This window comes from Pseudomonas marincola (genome assembly GCF_900116605.1).
Lineage (GTDB): Bacteria > Pseudomonadota > Gammaproteobacteria > Pseudomonadales > Pseudomonadaceae > Aquipseudomonas > Aquipseudomonas marincola.
In genome coordinates this window covers 294176-313170 of the sequence record NZ_FPBC01000002.1, presented here as the reverse complement: position 1 = coordinate 313170, position 18995 = coordinate 294176, and the positions used below count along the sequence as shown (strand labels likewise).

Annotated in this window: 16 protein-coding genes; 13 read left to right on the top strand and 3 right to left on the bottom strand. The window is 57.9% G+C overall.

From position 1 onward, the window contains the following. Positions 1-5 precede the first annotated feature (5 nt). From gatB to BM395_RS05835, 5 genes are all read left to right on the top strand, one after another. Entirely contained in the window at positions 6-1451 is a 1446-nt protein-coding gene (gene gatB / locus BM395_RS05855) for an Asp-tRNA(Asn)/Glu-tRNA(Gln) amidotransferase subunit GatB (protein ID WP_090509699.1), read from the top strand. 69 nt (positions 1452-1520) lie between these two features. Continuing rightward, positions 1521-1886 (top strand): septal ring lytic transglycosylase RlpA family protein, encoded by a 366-nt coding sequence (locus BM395_RS05850; protein WP_090509696.1) that lies wholly within the window; start codon positions 1521-1523, stop codon positions 1884-1886. Positions 1887-1987: 101 nt separating this feature from the next. Further along, positions 1988-3079 carry a calcium/sodium antiporter gene (locus BM395_RS05845; RefSeq protein WP_090509693.1) on the top strand — a complete coding sequence of 364 codons (1092 nt, stop codon included), beginning with the start codon at positions 1988-1990 and terminating at the stop codon, positions 3077-3079. A gap of 17 nt (positions 3080-3096) precedes the next feature. Further along, positions 3097-3474 carry a carboxymuconolactone decarboxylase family protein gene (locus BM395_RS05840; protein ID WP_090509691.1) on the top strand — a complete coding sequence of 126 codons (378 nt, stop codon included), beginning with the start codon at positions 3097-3099 and terminating at the stop codon, positions 3472-3474. Positions 3475-3681: 207 nt separating this feature from the next. Then, positions 3682-4305 carry a CatB-related O-acetyltransferase gene (locus tag BM395_RS05835; protein ID WP_090509689.1) on the top strand — a complete coding sequence of 208 codons (624 nt, stop codon included), beginning with the start codon at positions 3682-3684 and terminating at the stop codon, positions 4303-4305. Positions 4306-4318: 13 nt separating this feature from the next. Here BM395_RS05835 and BM395_RS05830 read toward each other — a convergent pair whose 3' ends face one another. The 3 genes from BM395_RS05830 to BM395_RS05820 form a co-directional block, all read right to left on the bottom strand. Beyond that, positions 4319-5260: an AEC family transporter gene (locus tag BM395_RS05830; protein ID WP_090509684.1), complete on the bottom strand. Its 942-nt coding sequence runs from the start codon at positions 5258-5260 to the stop codon at positions 4319-4321. 101 nt (positions 5261-5361) lie between these two features. Beyond that, positions 5362-5922, bottom strand: a complete 561-nt coding sequence (locus BM395_RS05825; RefSeq protein WP_069898041.1) for a response regulator transcription factor — start codon at positions 5920-5922, stop codon at positions 5362-5364. A 23-nt stretch (positions 5923-5945) separates the two neighbouring features. Next, positions 5946-7199, bottom strand: coding sequence for an ATP-binding protein (locus BM395_RS05820; RefSeq protein ID WP_069898541.1), 1254 nt, complete (start codon positions 7197-7199; stop codon positions 5946-5948). Positions 7200-7447: 248 nt separating this feature from the next. Here BM395_RS05820 and BM395_RS05815 point away from each other — a divergent pair, with 248 nt between their 5' ends. From BM395_RS05815 to BM395_RS05780, 8 genes are all read left to right on the top strand, one after another. Further along, complete coding sequence (locus BM395_RS05815; protein ID WP_090509681.1) at positions 7448-8164, top strand: SIMPL domain-containing protein; 717 nt, start codon at positions 7448-7450, stop codon at positions 8162-8164. 234 nt (positions 8165-8398) lie between these two features. After that, the gene (locus BM395_RS05810) at positions 8399-10000 is read left to right on the top strand and encodes an ABC transporter substrate-binding protein (RefSeq protein WP_090509679.1); all 1602 of its coding nucleotides are present in this window, start codon (positions 8399-8401) and stop codon (positions 9998-10000) included. 104 nt (positions 10001-10104) lie between these two features. Beyond that, entirely contained in the window at positions 10105-11718 is a 1614-nt protein-coding gene (locus BM395_RS05805) for an ABC transporter substrate-binding protein (protein ID WP_090509676.1), read from the top strand. Between the two features lie 101 nt (positions 11719-11819). Further along, positions 11820-12830: an ABC transporter permease subunit gene (locus BM395_RS05800; protein ID WP_090509674.1), complete on the top strand. Its 1011-nt coding sequence runs from the start codon at positions 11820-11822 to the stop codon at positions 12828-12830. 12 nt (positions 12831-12842) lie between these two features. Further along, positions 12843-13754, top strand: coding sequence for an ABC transporter permease subunit (locus tag BM395_RS05795; protein WP_090509670.1), 912 nt, complete (start codon positions 12843-12845; stop codon positions 13752-13754). A gap of 10 nt (positions 13755-13764) precedes the next feature. Further along, positions 13765-14739: an ABC transporter ATP-binding protein gene (locus tag BM395_RS05790; protein ID WP_069898047.1), complete on the top strand. Its 975-nt coding sequence runs from the start codon at positions 13765-13767 to the stop codon at positions 14737-14739. After that, positions 14739-15725: a peptide ABC transporter ATP-binding protein gene (locus BM395_RS05785; protein ID WP_090509667.1), complete on the top strand. Its 987-nt coding sequence runs from the start codon at positions 14739-14741 to the stop codon at positions 15723-15725. The genes BM395_RS05790 and BM395_RS05785 overlap by 1 nt, the downstream gene beginning before the upstream one ends. A 289-nt stretch (positions 15726-16014) precedes the next feature. Next, positions 16015-18975: a PEP/pyruvate-binding domain-containing protein gene (locus tag BM395_RS05780; protein ID WP_090509664.1), complete on the top strand. Its 2961-nt coding sequence runs from the start codon at positions 16015-16017 to the stop codon at positions 18973-18975. Positions 18976-18995: the final 20 nt, after the last annotated feature.

Genomic DNA, 18995 nt, shown 5'->3' with positions numbered 1-18995 from the left:
CTCAGATGCAATGGGAAACCGTGATCGGGCTGGAAATCCACGCACAGCTCGCGACTAACTCGAAGATATTCTCGGCCAGCGCCACCACCTTTGGTGCCGAACCGAACACCCAGGCCAGCCTGGTTGATCTGGGCATGCCAGGCACCTTGCCGGTGCTCAACGCCGAAGCCGTGCGCATGGCCTGCATGTTTGGCCTGGCGATTGATGCGCACATTGCCGAGCGCAATATTTTCGCCCGTAAAAACTATTTCTACCCGGATCTGCCAAAGGGTTATCAGACCAGCCAGATGGACGACCCAATCGTCGGCATCGGTCATCTGGATATCACCCTTGAAGACGGCACCGTCAAGCGCATCGGCATTACCCGCGCGCACCTTGAAGAAGATGCCGGCAAAAGCCTGCACGAAGACTTCCAGGGCATGAGCGGTATCGATCTCAATCGCGCAGGCACACCGTTGCTGGAAATCGTCTCGGAGCCGGACATTCGCAGCGCCAAGGAAGCGGTTGCCTACGTCAAAGCCATCCATGCGCTGGTGCGTTATCTGGGTATTTGCGATGGCAACATGGCCGAAGGCTCGCTGCGTTGCGACTGCAACGTGTCGGTTCGCCCCAAAGGCCAGACTGAATTTGGCACCCGCGCCGAGATCAAGAACGTCAACTCGTTCCGTTTTATCGAGAAGGCAATCAACCACGAAGTTCAGCGCCAGATCGAGCTGATCGAAGACGGCGGCAAAGTGGTTCAGGAAACCCGCCTGTATGATCCGAACAAGGATCAGACGCGCTCGATGCGCAGCAAGGAAGAAGCCAACGATTACCGTTACTTCCCTTGCCCGGACCTGTTACCGGTCGTCATCGAGCCAAGCTACCTGGAAGCTTTGCGCGCCACCCTGCCGGAATTGCCGGTGCAGAAGCGCGAGCGTTTCGAGGCGCAGTTCGGCTTGTCGGCGTATGACGCCAGCGTGCTGGCCGCCAGCCGCGAGATGGCCGACTACTTCCAAGCGGTGCAACAGATTTGCGCCGACCCGAAACTGGCAGCCAACTGGGTAATGGGCGAGCTTTCGAGCCTGCTCAACAAAGACAACCTGGAGATCGAGCAGTCGCCGGTTAGCGCCGAGCAACTGGGCGGGATGATTCTGCGCATCAAAGACAACACCATCTCCGGCAAGATTGCCAAGATGGTCTTTGAAGCCATGGCCGCCGGCGAAGGCTCGGCCGACCAGATCATCGAAGCCAAAGGCCTCAAACAAGTCACCGACAGTGGCGCCATCGAGTCGATGCTGGACGAGATGCTCGCCGCTAACGCTGAGCAGGTTGAGCAATACCGTGCGGCCGAAGAAGCCAAGCGCGGCAAGATGTTCGGCTTCTTTGTGGGCCAGGCCATGAAAGCCTCCAAAGGCAAAGCTAACCCGCAACAAGTGAACGAACTGCTGAAGAAGAAGCTCGAAGGCTGATAAAGCCATCGTTGCAGTTAAAACGCCGGGCATGCCCGGCGTTTTATTGAGTTCTCAGGAGTCCAACCCATGTTGCGTTTTGCATTGCTGCTGACACTAGTCGCCCTGTTCAGCGGGTGCGCCAGCCATACATTGACCGGTGGCTACAGCGCAGAGGGTAAGGCGTCTTATTACGGCGCGCGGCATCACGGCAAGAAAACCGCCAGTGGCGAAGCGTTCAACCAAAACGCCCTGACGGCCGCACATCGCACCCTGCCCTTTGGCAGCCGCGTGCGGGTGACTAATCTGCGCAATGACAAGAGCGTAGTGGTGCGGATCAATGATCGCGGGCCGTATGCGCGAGGTCGGATAATCGACCTTTCAAAGCACGCCGCCGAGCAGTTGGATATGCTTCGCGAAGGGGTTGCAACGGTGCGTATTGAACAATTGGAGTAATGACTTGCAAGCTTTACATCTGGTAACCAAACAGCATTTGCGCCCACTGGCGCAGGCTAAACGGATCACTACACTAGCGGCACTTTTCGGAGCTCGCTGATATGACGTTAATGACCTTTGTGTACCTGATTGCCGGCTTGGTTTTACTGGTCGGTGGTGCAGAAGTTTTGGTTCGCGGCGCTGCCAAGCTGGCCGCGCAATTCGGTATTCCGCCTCTGGTTATCGGTCTGACCGTTGTCGCGTTCGGCACCAGCGCACCCGAGACAGCCGTGAGCGTTCAAGCGGCAATGAATGGCAGCGGCGATCTGGCGATTGGTAACGTGGTCGGCAGCAACATCGCCAACGTGTTGCTGGTACTCGGCGCAACCGCACTGATCGCACCGTTGATCGTCTCGCGTCAGTTAATCCGTATGGACGTGCCACTGATGATCGGCGCGAGCTTGCTCACGTTTGGTCTGGCATGGGATGGCGAACTGAGCAAGATCGACGGGGCAATCTTGTTCACCGGCATTGTGGCTTATACCTTCTTCCTGATCCGCAGCAATCGCAACAGTCTCGACGAGCCGGACGATGAATTCGCGGCCGAGTTTGGCCTTAACGAGCCAGCCAAGCCTTATGCCTGGCTGATCAATCTGGTCCTGATTGTAGTGGGCCTGGTCCTGCTGGTGGGTGGATCACACTTCCTCGTTGAAGGCGCCGTGACGCTGGCCCGTGCACTGGGCCTGTCGGAGCTGGTAATCGGCCTGACCGTTATCGCTATCGGCACCTCCCTGCCTGAGCTGGCCACCTCAATACTGGCGGCCTTCAAAGGTGAGCGCGATATTGCCGTGGGCAACATAGTCGGCAGCAACTTGTTCAACCTGCTCAGCGTGCTGGGTCTGGCGGCTCTGGTTTCGCCGAGCCCGATTTCGGTATCCCCCAATGCACTGGCGTTCGATTTCCCGGTAATGATCGCCGTAGCAGTTGCCTGCTTGCCGATCTTCTTCACCGGTTACCGCATCAACCGCTGGGAAGGCCTGCTGTTCCTCGCGTACTACGGCGCCTACACCCTGTATCTGGTGCTGTTCGCCACAGGGCGCCCTGCCGTGGAAACATTCGGCCACGCCATGATCGGCTATGTAATCCCGCTAACGGCACTGACACTGCTGGTAGTGGCGGCTCGCAGCTGGCACAAACAACGTACGGCAAACTAATAAAGAGGCAGCTTTAAATGACCGATAAACCTCTGGATGGCCAGCAAGTGCGCCGCGAAGTCATGGGCGACAGCTTCGTTGACCGCGCGCTGAACAACGCAACCGAGTTCAGCCAGCCGCTGCAGAACTTCGTCAACGACCACGCTTGGGGCGGCGTTTGGAACCGCGAAGGCTTGCCGCGCAAAACCCGTAGCCTGATCACGCTGGCGGCACTGACTGCATTGAAGTGCCCGCAAGAACTGAAAGGCCACGTGCGCGGCGCCTTGAACAATGGCTGCACGGTCGAAGAAATTCGCGAAGCGCTGCTGCATTGCGCCGTCTACGCCGGGGTTCCGGCCGCAGTCGACGCGTTTCGCGCAGCCCAGGAAGTGATTGACGAGTACTCGAAACAGTAAATGCTGAACCGTGATTGAAGGAGCCGGGCGATGCCCGGCTTTTTTATTTGCCGGCGCTGATGAAATCGCGTTTGTGCCGTGCACTTCGCTGAAATTTAATTTTTTTGAACACAAGCCTTAACAGAAGGACTTAAGATAGCCTGCTCTGCCTTTTGTGATACTTCTGTTACACCGCGGGCTAGCATTCCACCTCAAGGACTGGTCAAGATGAGGTTCATAAAAAAACTATTAAATCGCAGCGCCAGAAAGCGAATCCGCAACACGCCAAAACTCTACAGAGGCACTCAACGCCTTAAAGAGCGCTACCCGCAATATACCTTTGGCGATGGCACTTATGGCAATCCTGAAGTGCATGACTGGGATAACGGCACAACCTTGCGCATTGGCGCTTACACATCTATTGCTGGCGGTGTGAATATCTATCTGGGTGGCCATCACCGCGCCGACTGGATCAGTAATTACCCGTTCCCGTTGCAGATAAAAGAGCTGGCAGGCATCCAGGACTCAATCATCAGCAATGGCGATGTAGTCATTGGCAATGACTGCTGGATTTGCTCAAACGTGATGATTCTATCCGGCGTCACTATCGGCGACGGTGCAGTAGTTGCGGCGGGCGCAGTTGTCACCAAGGACGTTCCGGCCTATGCCGTGGTTGGCGGCAACCCGGCTCGCCTGATCCGCTGGCGCTTTGAAGAACCTGTTCGGCAGATGCTGCAAGCGTCGGCTTGGTGGGATTGGCCTGCTGAAGAGATCCACTCCATCGCCCACCTACTTTGCACAACCGACTTCGATGCGTTCAGTCGCTACGTCAGTGAACGCAAGCAATCCTGAGCAACTACAAGGTTTAAACCCAGCCAATCGCCTGCATCAGCAATAACCCGAGATTAACGGTGATCACCGCCAGCAGCGTGCTGATCACTATAATCGCCGCGGCCAGCTCGTGATTGGCACCGACTTCGCGCGCCATTACATAACTGGCCGCAGCGGTCGGGCTTGCGAAGTAGAGAAACAGGATAGCCAGATCAGCATCGCGAAAGCCAAACAGCCAGGCCCCCAGCGTTGTCACCAAAGGCAACCAGACCAGCTTCATCAAACTCGAACTCAGCGCTATCGAGCTGCTCTTGCGCAGCGCGGCCAGGCTCAGCGTGCCACCGATGCAGATGAGGGCGAGCGGCAGGGTCATGTGCGCAAAATAGCCCGCCGACGTTAGCAGCCATTCCGGCAATTGCAGTTGCCAGTAAGCCACCGGAATCGCCAGGGCGACACCGATAATCAGCGGGTTGGTGACAATGCTGCGCACGATTGCTGCGAAGTCCGATTTCACCCCTGGCGCATAGATGGCCAGCACGATTATCGACAGCACGTTGTAGCAAAAGATCACTACACCGGCCAACACACTGCCCACCGCCAGGCCGTAGTCGCCGTACATGCTAGTGGCCAGCGCCAGGCCGACAATACCGTTGTTGCCGCGGAACGCGCCCTGAACAAAGACTCCGCGGTCTTCTTGCGGGCAACGCCAGTGTGCCCAGGCCCAGGCAAGCAGAAAACTTACAATGGTCGCGCCGATGAAGTAGGCAATGAGAGCCGGCTGCAATGCGGTTTTAAGATCGGCCTGGACAATACCGAGAAACAGCAGCACCGGCATGGTCGCGCGAAAGACCAGTGCCGAGGCCGTATTGATGAACGCAGCGTCAATCCAACCCAGCCGACGCAGACCCAGGCCGAGGAACAGCATGACGAACACCGGCGCCGTGATGCTGATGGTTTGCTGAAAGACTGCGAACATGAAAGCCTCAAAAAACAGACGCGAAGGCGCCGAACTGAATGAGGCTAATGATAGCAAGCCAACTATCTGGATAGCTGGCTGCGGGTGAAATATTTAATCGCTTAACGACGAACCGGACGCTTCTGCAATTTACGCTGCAAGGTTCGCCGGTGCATACCCAGCGCCCGCGCAGTGGCTGAGATATTGCCTTCGTGTTCGGCGAGAACCCGCTGAATGTGCTCCCACTGCAGACGGTCCACCGACATCGGATTTTCCGGCACCAGCGAATCGAGATCGGCATGCTGGGTCAACAACGCGGCCAACACGTCATCGGCATCGGCAGGTTTGCACAGGTAATTGCACGCCCCGCGCTTGATCGCCTCAACAGCAGTGGCAATGCTGGAGTAGCCGGTCAGGATCACCACTCGCATCTCTGCGTCCAGCTCGAGCAATTTTGGCAGCAACACCAGACCGGAGTCGCCGTCCATCTTCAGGTCGACCACGGCATAGTCGGGCAAGTCATGGCTGGCCAGGGTCAGGCCTTCTTCGGCAGACCCGGCAATCGACACACGCAAACCACGGCGGCTCATGGCGCGGGCCATGACGCGGGTAAAGGTCGGATCATCGTCAACCAGCAACAGGTGCGGTTGCTCGTCGCCTTCAAACAGCGCCTCATCAGACATTTGATACTCCTTGCTGGTCGGCCTCAGGCTGAGCCGTAGGAGCGCGGCAACTTCAACTCGGTGAGGGTGCCGCCCTCTTCATGATTATAAAGCTTAACTGTGCCACCGGCGCGGGTCACGCTGGCCTGACTAAGAAACAGGCCCAGACCGAAACCTTTACCCTTGGTGGTAAAGAACGGCCGCCCAAGTTGCTCGGCAATGGCCAACGGCACGCCCGCACCAAAGTCGCGGATGCTCAGTTGCAGCCACTGGTGATCCCAGTCGAGGCGTATATCCAGCTTCTCGGGACAAGCATCGGCGGCGTTGTTGAGCAAATTGAGCAATGCTTGCGTGAGGTCTGCCGGAGGCATCAGCCGAGGCGGTGTTCCGCGGCCCAGACATTGATAACGGTAGCTCGCTTCGGGACGCATCAGGTGCCAGCGGTTAAGCGTGGTTTCGAGCCAGTCTACACTGGACTGCTCGACAATCGCCTGACGTCGGTCAGCCTCTGCGGCTCTAACCAGTTGCTGCAGCGTGTCCTTACACAGCTTGACCTGTTCCTGCAGCACCGCCAGATCTTCTTGCAGCATGGGTTCGGGATGCTCACGACGCAGTTCCTTGATCAGCACGCTCATGGTCGCCAGAGGCGTACCCAGTTCGTGCGCCGCGCCCGCTGCCTGCGTGGCCACGGCGAGTAATTGCTGATCGCGCAGGCCCTCCTCCCGACGTTCCGCGCGCTGTTCTTCCTGACGACGCAGCTCACCGGCCATGCGTGACACAAAGAAGGTGATCAACGCCGCCGCCAGGGCAAAGCTCAGCCACATGCCATAAATCAGCAAACTCTGACGCGGTTCAGACGGTACCTCGAGCGGGTGCGTCCAGACCAGCAACAGCGTGTAGCCGCCGAGCGCCAGCCCAGACAGTGTCAGGGTATACAGCCAGGGCAAGATGGCAGCAGCAATGGTCAGCGGTACCAGATAATAGGACACGAACGGATTGGTCGAACCGCCCGAGTAAAACAACAGGACGCTATGAATCACCAAGTCCAGGCCCAACTGCACGGCGTACTCAAGCTCGGTAACCGGCCAGGGGCCGCGCAGGCGGATCATGGTGAATACGCAGAGCAGCAACGAGATGCACAGCGTCACGCTGAGTTCAAACCAGGGCAGCGGCAATAACTCGGATTTATAGGCGAGACCTACCGAACCGGCTTGTGCGGCGAGGACCAGAAAGCGGATCAGGATCAGCCGCCAGAGATTCTGTCGGCTTGCGGAAAGTAGTGGAACCGGGGCGAGCATATGCACTCCAAAAAACTCGGCAACCGAGCAATGCGAGTATAACCAACGCTCGCCACTGCTTGATGCGGCAACACGCCGCATGCAAGTACTCACAGCCAGACTACCGGAGCCTCTGACCGGCAACGCTGGCAGAGCAGAAAATATTTTTAACGGCGCTTAACCCGTTTTGAAAACCTGGCCCGTCTACTCTGAGCAGAACCTTGCGATCCGTCGCAAGCCAACTCATTACCATTGTTCAAGGAATACCCATGCGAACATCTTCTCGTCTTGCCCGCCTGACCCAAAGCTTGGTGCTGAGCAGCGCCGTTCTGACGCTGGCGACGGCGGCTCAAGCTGATGAGGCGCGTTACAACCAGGTTTCATTGCGTGCCGAGGTCAGCCACGAAATTGCCCACGATCTCATGCAGGTAACGCTCTACAGCGAAGCGCAAGACGCCGACCCCGCCGCACTCGGGGCGCAAATCACCCGTAACCTGAACAAGGCGCTGGAGCAGGCGCGCAAGGCAGAAGGCGTGAAGGTTGCGCTGGGCAGTCGCAACAGTTATCCGCTTTACGACGAAAAACGCCAGAAAATCACTGGCTGGCGTGAGCGCGGTGAAGTGCGCCTGGAAAGTGCCGACTTCGCTGCCCTGTCGAAGCTCTCGGGCGAAATGTTGCAAAATATGAGCATGGGCAACATGAGTTTCAGCATCGCCGACAAGACCCGCAAAGCCGAAGAAGACAAGCTGATCAAAGAGGCGGTTGACGCCTTCAAGGCACGCGCACAGTTGGCCACCGAAGCACTCGGTGGCAGCGGCTACAAACTGGTCAGCCTGAACCTCAATACTTCAGGTTTTCAGCCACCGATGATGATGCGCGCAAAGGGCGCGATGATGATGGACTCAGCGCCAACGCCCGAGATAGAGGGCGGCAGCAGCCAGGTAACGGTAAACGCCGATGGCGCCATTGAAGTGCAGATGCCTTGAACATCCGTGCGCAACACGCACCGTTTGCAAACAACGCCGCTCTCGCAAGATAGCGGCGTTTTGCCAGCTGTTAGACGCGAAATGTCGAATATGCGACAACGCCTTACACCCCGCTCACAGTTGCTAAGCTATTTTCATCAGGGGGCTTGCCTCAGGCACGTGCCCTGCATAGTTTCTTGCAAGGTCTTCACAAGAGACCCCTCAATACATAACCACAACAACTATGAGGTTTTTATGCGTAAGAACGCCGTCATACAAGCGATGCTGGTAGCCGGGCTGATCGCCACTGCGCCACTCGCTCAGGCAGCCAGCAATCTGGTGTTTTGCTCAGAAGGTAGCCCGGCAGGTTTCGACCCCGCGCTATACACCACCGGCACTGACTTCGACGCTGCAGCAGAGACTGTTTTCAACCGTCTTACCCAGTTTGAGCGCGGCGGCACTGCAGTCATCCCCGGGCTTGCAGAAAAGTGGGAAGTGACCGATGACGGTCTCAACTACACCTTCCACCTGCGCCCCGGCGTGAAATTTCATACCACCGACTATTTCAAGCCAAGCCGCGAGTTCAATGCTGACGACGTGCTGTTTACATTCAAGCGCATGCTCAACAAAGACGATCCGTTCCGCAAAGCTTACCCAACTGAATTCCCCTACTTCACCGACATGGGCATGGACCAGAACATCGCCAAGATCGACAAGCTCGACGACATGACGGTGCGCTTCACGCTCAACTCGGTTGATGCTGCATTCATCCAGAACCTGGCCATGAGCTTCGCCTCTATCCAGTCTGCAGAGTACGCCGCGCAGTTGCTCAAAGAGGGCAAAGCCAGCGACATCAACCAGAAGCCAATCGGCACCGGTCCGTTCGTATTCAAGCGTTATCAGAAAGACTCGCAAATCCGCTTCACCGGTAACAAAGAGTACTGGAACCCTGCGGATGTGAAGATCGACAACCTGATCTTCGCCATCAACACCGACGCCTCGGTGCGTATGCAAAAGCTTAAAGCCGGCGAATGTCAGGTCTCGGTATTCCCCCGCCCAGCAGACATCGAATCGCTGCAAAAAGAGCCCAAGCTGCAAATGCCTGAGCAGGCCGGTTTCAACCTCGGCTACATCGCCTACAACATGGAGCATGCGCCGTTCGACAAACTCGAAGTGCGTCAGGCGCTTGATATGTCGGTGAACAAGCAGGCGATCATCAACGCGGTGTATCAGGGTGCCGGTCAGCTGGCAGTTGGCAGCATGCCGCCGACGCAATGGTCCTACGACACCAGCATCAAGGACGCCGCCTACGATCCGGAAAAAGCCAAGGCCATGCTCAAGGCAGCCGGCGTTAAGGAAGGCACCGAGATCACGCTCTGGGCCATGCCGGTTCAGCGTCCGTACAACCCCAACGCCAAGCTGATGGCGGAAATGCTGCAATCCGACTGGGCGAAAATTGGCATCAAGGCCAAGATCGTCAGCTACGAATGGGGCGAGTACAACAAGCGCGCCAAGGCCGGCGAGCATGACGCCCTGCTGATCGGTTGGACTGGCGACAATGGTGACCCGGACAATTGGCTGGGCGTGCTATACGGTTGCGATGCCATTGGCGGCAACAACTACAGCCGCTGGTGCGACAAGGACTTCGACGCCAAGGTCAAAATAGCCAAGACCCTCAATGACAAGGATCAGCGCAGCGCCCTCTACATGGAAGCCCAGCAGATCCTCAAGAAGAACGTACCGATCACACCGGTCGCTCACTCAACCGTGTTCCAACCGATGAGCAAAACCGTCAAGGACTTCAAAATCAGTCCGTTCGGTCTCAACTCGTTTTACGGCGTAAGCGTCGAGAAGTAACCCGCGAAGTAGTTGGCGGGCCGGTTATCCTCCGGTCCGCCAATCGGGCGCTCGTTACCGACGTGGTGACGCTGCGCAGACCGAATCGCCACAGGTATCACTCAATGCCCAAGCCGTCACTGTTGCTACTTACCAGCCTGTTGCTCGCCGCCCTGCCATTGGCAGCGCCGGCAATGGCTGATGACAAGAATTCACTGGTGGTCTGTACCGAAGCCAGCCCCGAAGGCTTCGATCTGGTGCAGTACACCGCCGCGACAACCGCAGACGCGACTGCCGAAACACTGTTCGAGCGCCTGGTGCGTTTCATTCCGGGCACCACCGAGCTTGCGCCCGCGTTGGCCGAAAGCTGGGAGGTTGGCGCAGATGGCCTGACCTACACCTTTCACTTGCGCCACGGGGTCAAGTTTCATCACACCGAATGGTTTACCCCGAGCCGCGAGTTGAATGCCGACGATGTGCTCTGGAGTTTTCAACGCCAGCTTGATCCGCAACATCCCTGGCATGACAAGGCCGTGCGAGGCTTCCCGTATGCCCAGTCGATGGGCATGGCCGAGTTGATCGAGCGCATCGAGGCGCTAGACGCCTACACAGTGCGGTTCACGCTGAAGCATGCCGAAGCGCCGTTTCTGGCCAATCTGGCCATGGGATTCAGTTCTATCTATTCCGCCGAATACGCCGACCAGTTGCTGGCGGCCGGTAAGCCCGGCCAGCTCAACAAACTGCCGATTGGCACAGGCCCGTTCGTGTTTGACCGCTACGCCAAGGATGCTCAGGTGCGCTTCCACGCCAACGCCGGTTACTGGGATGGCGCGCCTGCAATCCAAAAGCTGCTGTTCGCGATTACGCCAGACCCGAACGTGCGCATTCAGCAACTCAAAGCCGGCGCCTGCCAGATTGCGCTCTATCCGCGCCCAACCGATATTGCTGCGCTGAAAGCCGACAGCAACATCAAAATCCAATCGCTGGATTCATTGCTCACCGCCTATATCGCCATCAATACCGGCCATGCACCGCTGGATAATGTACGCGTGCGTCAGGCACTGAACATGGCATTCGACAAGAGCGCCTACCTGCGTGCGCAATACGGTGAAGGCGGCGCCAGCCCGGCAGTCGCGCCTTATCCGCCAACGCTCTGGGGCCATGACTCGCAAATGCTGGGCTGGCCACATGACCCCAAACGCGCGCGGCAATTGCTGATCGAGTCTGGTCATGGCGACGACCTCAAGCTGTCGATCTGGACCCGGCCAGGCGGCGGCCCGACCAACCCCAATCCCGGAATCGGCGCACAAATGCTCCAGGCCGACCTCGCGGCTATCGGCATCGACAGCGATATTCGGGTATTCGAGTGGGGCGAGCTGATCAAGCGCGCCAAGCGCGGCGAGCACGACTTGATTTTCATGGGCTGGGCTGGCGACAACGGCGACCCCGATAACTTCCTCACGCCCAATCTGTCCTGCGCCGCGGCCAAGTCCGGCGAAAACATGTCGGGTTGGTGTGATGAACACTTCGATGCGCTGATCACCGAAGCCCGCCGCGTCAGTTCGCGCCCGCAACGGATTGCCCTGTACCGCGAAGCGCTGTCTGTGTTTCACGACGAGGCGCCGTGGATTCCGCTGGCCTTCCCCAAGCAATTCACCGCCCTGCGCAACGATGTTCAGGGTTTCGTGCAGAGCCCCATGGGTTCCAACAACTTTGCCCGCGTCAGCCGCACACCGTGAAAGCAACGACCTGATAAACCACGACTGTCACCACACACGCACAACAACAATGCTGCACCACGCAGTGCTGCCCGAATAAACCGCTGGAGTTTCCTCTAACCATGTTGTCCTTCATAGCCAGACGTCTGGGACTGCTGATCCCCACCTTTTTCGGCGTGACTCTACTCACCTTTGCCCTCATCAGAATGATCCCCGGAGACCCGGTGGAAGTGATGATGGGCGAGCGTCGCGTAGACCCCGCCATGCACGCCGAAGCCCTGCACCGTCTGGGCTTGGACAAACCGCTTTACACGCAGTATTTCGACTATATCGGCAACCTCGCCCAAGGCGATCTGGGCGAGTCTCTGCGTACCCGCGAAAGCGTCTGGCACGAGTTCACCACGCTGTTTCCGGCCACCCTCGAACTGTCGCTGGCAGCATTATTGTTCGCCGGTACGCTGGGGCTGATTGCCGGGGTTATTGCGGCGCTCAAGCGCGGCTCATTATTCGATCACGGGGTGATGGGCATATCGCTGGCGGGCTACTCCATGCCGATTTTCTGGTGGGGCCTGCTGCTGATCATGTTCTTCTCGGTGTGGCTCGGCTGGACGCCGGTTTCGGGGCGTATCGACCTGCTCTACGACATCGAACCGCGCACCGGTTTCATGCTTATCGACACCTTGCTGTCCGATGAAGAAGGCGCGTTTGTCAGCGCCCTGCGCCACCTGATCCTGCCGGCGGTGGTGCTTGGCACAATCCCACTAGCAGTAATCGCCCGCATGACCCGCTCGGCCATGCTCGAAGTGCTGCGTGAAGACTACGTGCGCACCGCCCGCGCCAAAGGTTTATCGCCGGCGCGCGTGGTATTTATTCACGGCCTGCGCAACGCACTGATTCCGGTGCTGACCGTGTTCGGCCTGCAAATTGGCGCCCTGCTCGCGGGCGCGGTGCTCACCGAAACCATTTTCTCCTGGCCGGGCATCGGCAAGTGGCTGATCGAGTCGATTGGCGCGCGTGATTACCCAGTGGTCCAGAACGGCATTTTGCTCATCGCCTGCCTGGTCATTCTGGTCAACTTTATCGTGGATATTCTCTACGGTCTGGCCAACCCACGCATTCGCCATCAGCGCTAAGGAGGCCTGAACATGACTCACTCAACGACACCGGAAGCAGTCGATCAGAGCCTGCTTTACCCTTCACCGTTAAAAGAATTCTGGCAGGCATTTGCCCACAACAAGGGCGCTGTTGCCGGCCTGCTGTTCATGATTGGCATGATTATCTGCGCGCTGTTCGCACCATGGCTTGCGCCTTACAACCCCAGCGAGCAATTCCGTGATTTTCTGCTCACGCCACCGTCCTGGCTTGAAGGCGGCCAGATGCAGTTTCTGCTCGGCACCGACGAACTCGGCCGCGACATGCTCTCAAGGCTGATTCACGGTGCTCGCCTGTCCTTGATGATCGGCCTGGCTTCGGTACTGTTGTCGATGCTGCCGGGCATATTGCTCGGGCTTGTCGCCGGGTTCTTCCCGCGCCTGCTTGGCCCCTCAATCATGCGCTTGATGGACGTCATGCTGGCGTTGCCATCCTTGCTGCTGGCCGTGGCAATCGTCGCCATTCTTGGCCCTGGCCTGATCAACACTGTGGTGGCGATCGCGATTGTGTCGCTGCCCTCTTACGTACGCCTGACTCGCGCGGCGGTGATGAGCGAATTGAATCGCGACTATGTCACCGCCTCGCGCCTGGCCGGATCAGGTCTGCTGCGCTTGATGTTCGTCACCGTGCTGCCCAATTGCATGGCGCCGCTTATCGTGCAGGCAACCCTGAGCTTTTCCTCGGCAATTCTCGACGCCGCGGCGCTGGGTTTCCTCGGTCTTGGCGTACAACCGCCAACACCTGAGTGGGGCACCATGCTGGCCTCGGCACGCGACTATATCGAGCGGGCCTGGTGGGTGGTAACGCTGCCGGGGCTGGCGATTCTGCTTAGTGTGCTGGCGATCAACCTGATGGGCGACGGGCTGCGCGATGCACTCGACCCGAAACTCAAGAACGCAGTCTGAGGAGCCCGACATGAGTTTGCTTAACATCAAGAATCTCAGCGTGCGCTTCGGTGACGCTAACGCAGTGCCGGTAGTCGACGGCCTCGATATCGAGGTCAACGAAGGCGAAGTGCTGGCGATTGTCGGCGAGTCCGGTTCGGGCAAGTCGGTCACCATGATGGCGCTAATGGGCTTGATCGAAGCCCCCGGCATCGTCAAGGCGGATCAGCTGCAGTTCGACGGTCACGACATGCTCAGCCTCAAAGGCAAGCAACGGCGCAAGATTGTCGGCAAGGATTTGTCGATGGTGTTTCAGGACCCCATGACCGCGCTCAACCCCAGCTTCACCGTGGGTTATCAGATTGAAGAAGTGCTGCAGCAGCATCTGGGCCTCAAGGGCAAAGCTGCTCGCGCACGCGCCCTGCAACTCCTCGAACGGGTAGAAATACCCGCTGCCGCCAGCCGCCTCGATGCCTATCCGCACCAACTTTCTGGCGGCATGAGCCAACGTGTGGCCATTGCCATGGCGATTGCCGCCGAGCCGAAACTGCTGATCGCCGACGAGCCAACCACCGCACTCGATGTGACGATTCAGGCGCAGATCATGGAGCTGCTGCTCGATTTGCAGCGCGAACAAAACATGGCGTTGGTGCTGATTACTCACGACCTCGCCGTAGTCGCCGAAACCGCTCAGCGCGTATGCGTGATGTACGCCGGGCAAGCGGTAGAACTGGGCCATGTGCCGATGCTGTTCGACAGCCCCAAGCATCCGTATACCGAAGCACTGCTCAAGGCGATCCCGGAGCACTCGCTGGGCGCCAAGCGGCTGGCCACATTGCCAGGCATTGTGCCCGGGCGCTTCGATCGACCGCACGGCTGCCTGTTATCGCCGCGCTGCCCATATGCACAAGCCGACTGTAAAGCCCAACGACCCGATCTGGTTCCTCATGCCCACGGCGCCGTGCGCTGCTTTTATCCGCTTAATCTGAATTCGGAGGTGGCGTAATGAGCACCACGCCAACCCAGACTGTACTCACCGCCCGTGACCTCACGCGCCACTATTCGGTGTCCCGTGGCTTGTTCCAGCCGAGCGCCGAAGTGCGCGCACTCAATGGCGTATCGTTTGAACTTGAAGCGGGCAAAACCCTGGCGGTGGTCGGCGAGTCCGGCTGCGGAAAATCCACTTTGGCCCGCGCACTCACGCTGATTGAAGAACCCAGTTCAGGCTCCCTGAAAATCGCCGGGCAAGAAGTCGCCGGTGCGAGCAAGGCACAACGCAAGAGCTTGCGCCGCGATGTGCAGATGATTTTCCAGAACCCTTATGCCTCGCTTAATCCACGACAGAAGATTGGTGATCAGCTGGCCGAGCCGCTGCTGATCAACACCCAATTGTCACGCAGCGAGCGCCGCGAAAAAGTACAGGCAATGATGCAACAAGTTGGCCTGCGTCCCGAGCATTACCAACGTTACCCGCACATGTTCTCCGGCGGTCAGCGCCAACGTATTGCCCTGGCCCGGGCCATGATTTTGCAGCCCAAGGTACTGGTTGCCGATGAACCCACCTCGGCGCTGGACGTGTCGATTCAGGCGCAGGTGCTCAACCTGTTCATGGACCTGCAAGAGGAGTTCAACACCGGCTATGTGTTTATCTCGCACAACCTTTCCGTGGTGCGCCATGTGGCCGATGATGTGCTGGTCATGTACTTGGGGCGTCCGGCGGAAATGGGCCCCAGCGAGCTGATTTACCAACGGCCGTTGCACCCTTACACCAAAGCCCTGCTCTCGGCGACGCCGGCCATTCACGCTGACCCGAACAAACCGAAAATCAAGATCGTCGGCGAACTGCCCAACCCGCTCAATCCGCCATCGGGCTGTGCATTTCACAAGCGTTGCCCGCATGCGACCGAGTTGTGCGAACAATCGCTGCCCGAGCTGCGCCTGATTGACTCGCGGCAAGTGGCCTGCCATCACGTCGAGGTCATAAACAGCTGAGAGACGGTGGGCGTTTGGCTTGCTAACGCCCACTACAGACCATTCGACGAGGTCTCCACCCATTGCATAGGCAGTAACCAATCGCTGTGCGACCATGGCGCAACGCAGTGCGCGCAGGGTATTAGGATAAATCCTGCCGCGAACCGTTCGCCCATTGCTGCAACCCCAAGATGCTTGCGCGGCCAGGAAGGCCACGCCGGATTCAACTGTATGGCCGGGCTCTCATGTGCGTGCCCGGCCCTGCAATACCGCACGCAGGCCGTCAGGCTGCACAGAACAGGGATTGTTCATGAACGTATCTGCTCGTCCGCAGAAAAACGCCCCAGGTTTGCTCGCCCACGCCACTCGGAGTGCACTGATTTCGCTGGTTCTAGCGGTCAGTAGCGGTCTCAATGCTGCACCTGTCAGCACTGAAACCAAGGTTAGTGCGCTGCAGGCCAGCCAATACCGCACGTGGATTACCCAGATGAAAACCTTGCCACGCGGCCCATTTGCGCGGCTGCGCTGGTTTTGCGCCGACGGCCGTGTGCTACCGCCCAAACCATACGCTTGCGGCAAGCGCGGCGGTGAACAGCATGGTGAGTGGAGCGCTAAAACTAAAAAGATGCGCCAGTCTGGATTCCTGATCGCCAATGTACTCGCCGATGCTGACGCCAAATCCATCGCTGAGCACTATTCGCCAGACGGTGAATTACAAGCCATTCTGATCGAGCAATTCTTACTTAACGTCGATGACGGATGGATTCTGCGCAAAGCACGCTTCTATCGTGGCGCATTTCAGATAGAAAGCGAGGAGCGTGTCGGCAACCAGATTCTGACCCGCCTCACGGCTGCGAACCAACCGATAGCCGAGCGCTACGCCCTGATATTAGAAGCAGTCAAAAACCTGCCCTCAACCCGTGGCGACCAACAACTGTTAAGCACCGTGCGCAGCAGTGCGGTGGCGATACAAAACCAAGTGCCACGCTTTGGCACGCTGCGCAATAAGATCCACGGCAAACTCGATGCTAAAGATGCACAGCGCGTGCGCGAGTTTGCCCGCGATTACCAAGGGCGCAGCGTGCACAAGCAGATGCTCACCCTCGCGGCCAATATCGACTCAATATTTGCCTTTGAGCGCATCAGCCAAGTGGTGGCTGATTTAGCCCAGAGCCAACCGGCGATCTTTGCCTCGCTTGCGCAGCAGTGGTCTGCAGCCAAAACACCAAGTCAGCAGTATCAAGTGCTGGCAAGCGCCAGCAAGAAACTACGCGAGCAAATTGAGCAATCGCCCAAAAACCGTATTGAGAGGTTCAACCAAGTCGCCCAACTTGAGCAAATCGTCTTTGCCAAAGGTCGCCAATTACTGGCCTCACCCGACACATTATCCCGCATGAGTCGCGCTGACTTGCTCAACCTGCTAGCGGCCAGCCACGACATGCTTTACGGCGTCGGTTTGCTCACGGAGGCTGAGCTGCAACAGGCCGACAGCAGTATCCAACAAGCACAGAAATCAGCGGATAAAGAATTAACCCTGGCCGCCTATCAACGCTTGTTAAAAGACCTTGATCGCGTCCCCGTCTGGGCTGAGCGGCGCTTGCAGTTCTTTTTCCAAGGCCAAGTGCAACGCTTCAGCCAGATCGAACCCAAAGCGCATGACTATATTCCGGATCGATTACGCGGCTCGCCGCTGCTGATATACACCGCGGTCCTCAACCAACTGAATAAAGACTCATCACGTCTCAGTGGTATCAGCCATCGCCTCTTTAAAGCGCCAGTTAGTCGCGGGTTTCGCGTACTCAATCCCGGCGTTGCCCGCGGCCTGCTACTGACACCGCAAATGCTCGCGGCTAAACGCACGCCACCTGAAGGGCTGATTCTGGTTGTGCCCGAAACGTTGGCGGATTTACCCGCTGTCACCGGCTTGCTCACCGCTTTTGAGGGCAACCAACTGTCACATGTGCAATTGCTCGCGCGGAATCTGGGCGTGCCCAATGTGGTCGTCGGCCCGCAATTATTAGCCAAATTGAAACCGCATTACGGTCAACGTATTGAGTTACTCGCCAGTGCGGGCGGCGTGGTTGAGGTTCGTCAACTGGCAGCCAATGAAGCCATCAACCAGACCAGCGCAGGCCAACAGAAAAGTGTCGTGACCATCACTGTCGATGCCGACAAACTCGATTTAACACAAACCCTGGCGCGCTCAACTAAAGACTTAGACAGTAGCGACTCAGGCGTCAGCGTTGGCCCTAAAGCGGCGAAGGTGGCGCAGTTGAGTCAGCAGTTCCCAGGCCAGGTATCACCTGGCTTGGCCATTCCATTTGGCACCTTCAGAAAACTGCTCGACGACAATCAACATGCCAGTGGCGTGAGCATGTTTGAGTGGATTCGCAGTCAATATAAAACGCTTAAAACCTTGCACGGCACCGCCAAAACGCAAGCACGGCGAAAGATGCTCAGCGAGCTGCGCAGTTGGTTTATGACGGTCAAACTTGACCCTGTATTTGTCGCCGACTTGAAACGCAAAATGCGCCGAGAGTTCGGCCCCGATGGCAGCTACGGCGTATTCGTGCGCAGCGACACCAATGTTGAAGACTTACCCGGCTTCACTGGCGCGGGTTTAAATTTAACCGTGACCAATGCGGTTGGCTTCGACGTGATCTTGCACGCGATCCGCGAAGTTTGGGCATCGCCTTTCAGTGAGCGCGCATTCGGCTGGCGGCAAGCCCGCATGAACCAGCCGGAGCACGTCTACACTGCGATCCTGCTGCACAAGAGTGTGGCGTCGGATAAATCCGGCGTACTGGTCACAACAGATGTGTTCAATCAGCAGCCCGACAAGCTCACGGTGGTTCTCAATGAGGGCGTATCCGGCGGAGTCGATGGATTGTCCGCACAAAGCGTGCTGATTGATAAAGCCAGCGCCCATGTCGACCTGCATACCAGTGCCACCGCCCCTTACAAAACCGTACTGCTGAAAACCGGTGGGGCCACACAAGTGCCTGCGAGCGGTAAAGCCCGGCAGTTGAGCGCAGGCAATGTTAAGGATTTGATCACCTTCAGCAATAACGTCGGCCAATGGTTCAGCGATGATCCGCACGCCATTGCCGATGTCGAGTTCGGCTTTCTCAATGAGCAATTCGTGCTGTTTCAGATTCGCCCGCTGGTGGAATCAAAGGTTTCGAGCCTCGATACCCGTCTGACGCGACTGGATCAAGCGCTAAACAAAAGCGCCCATAAAACCGTCGACCTGAAACGCCCCACTGAATAATTCGCTCAAGGAATGAGGCC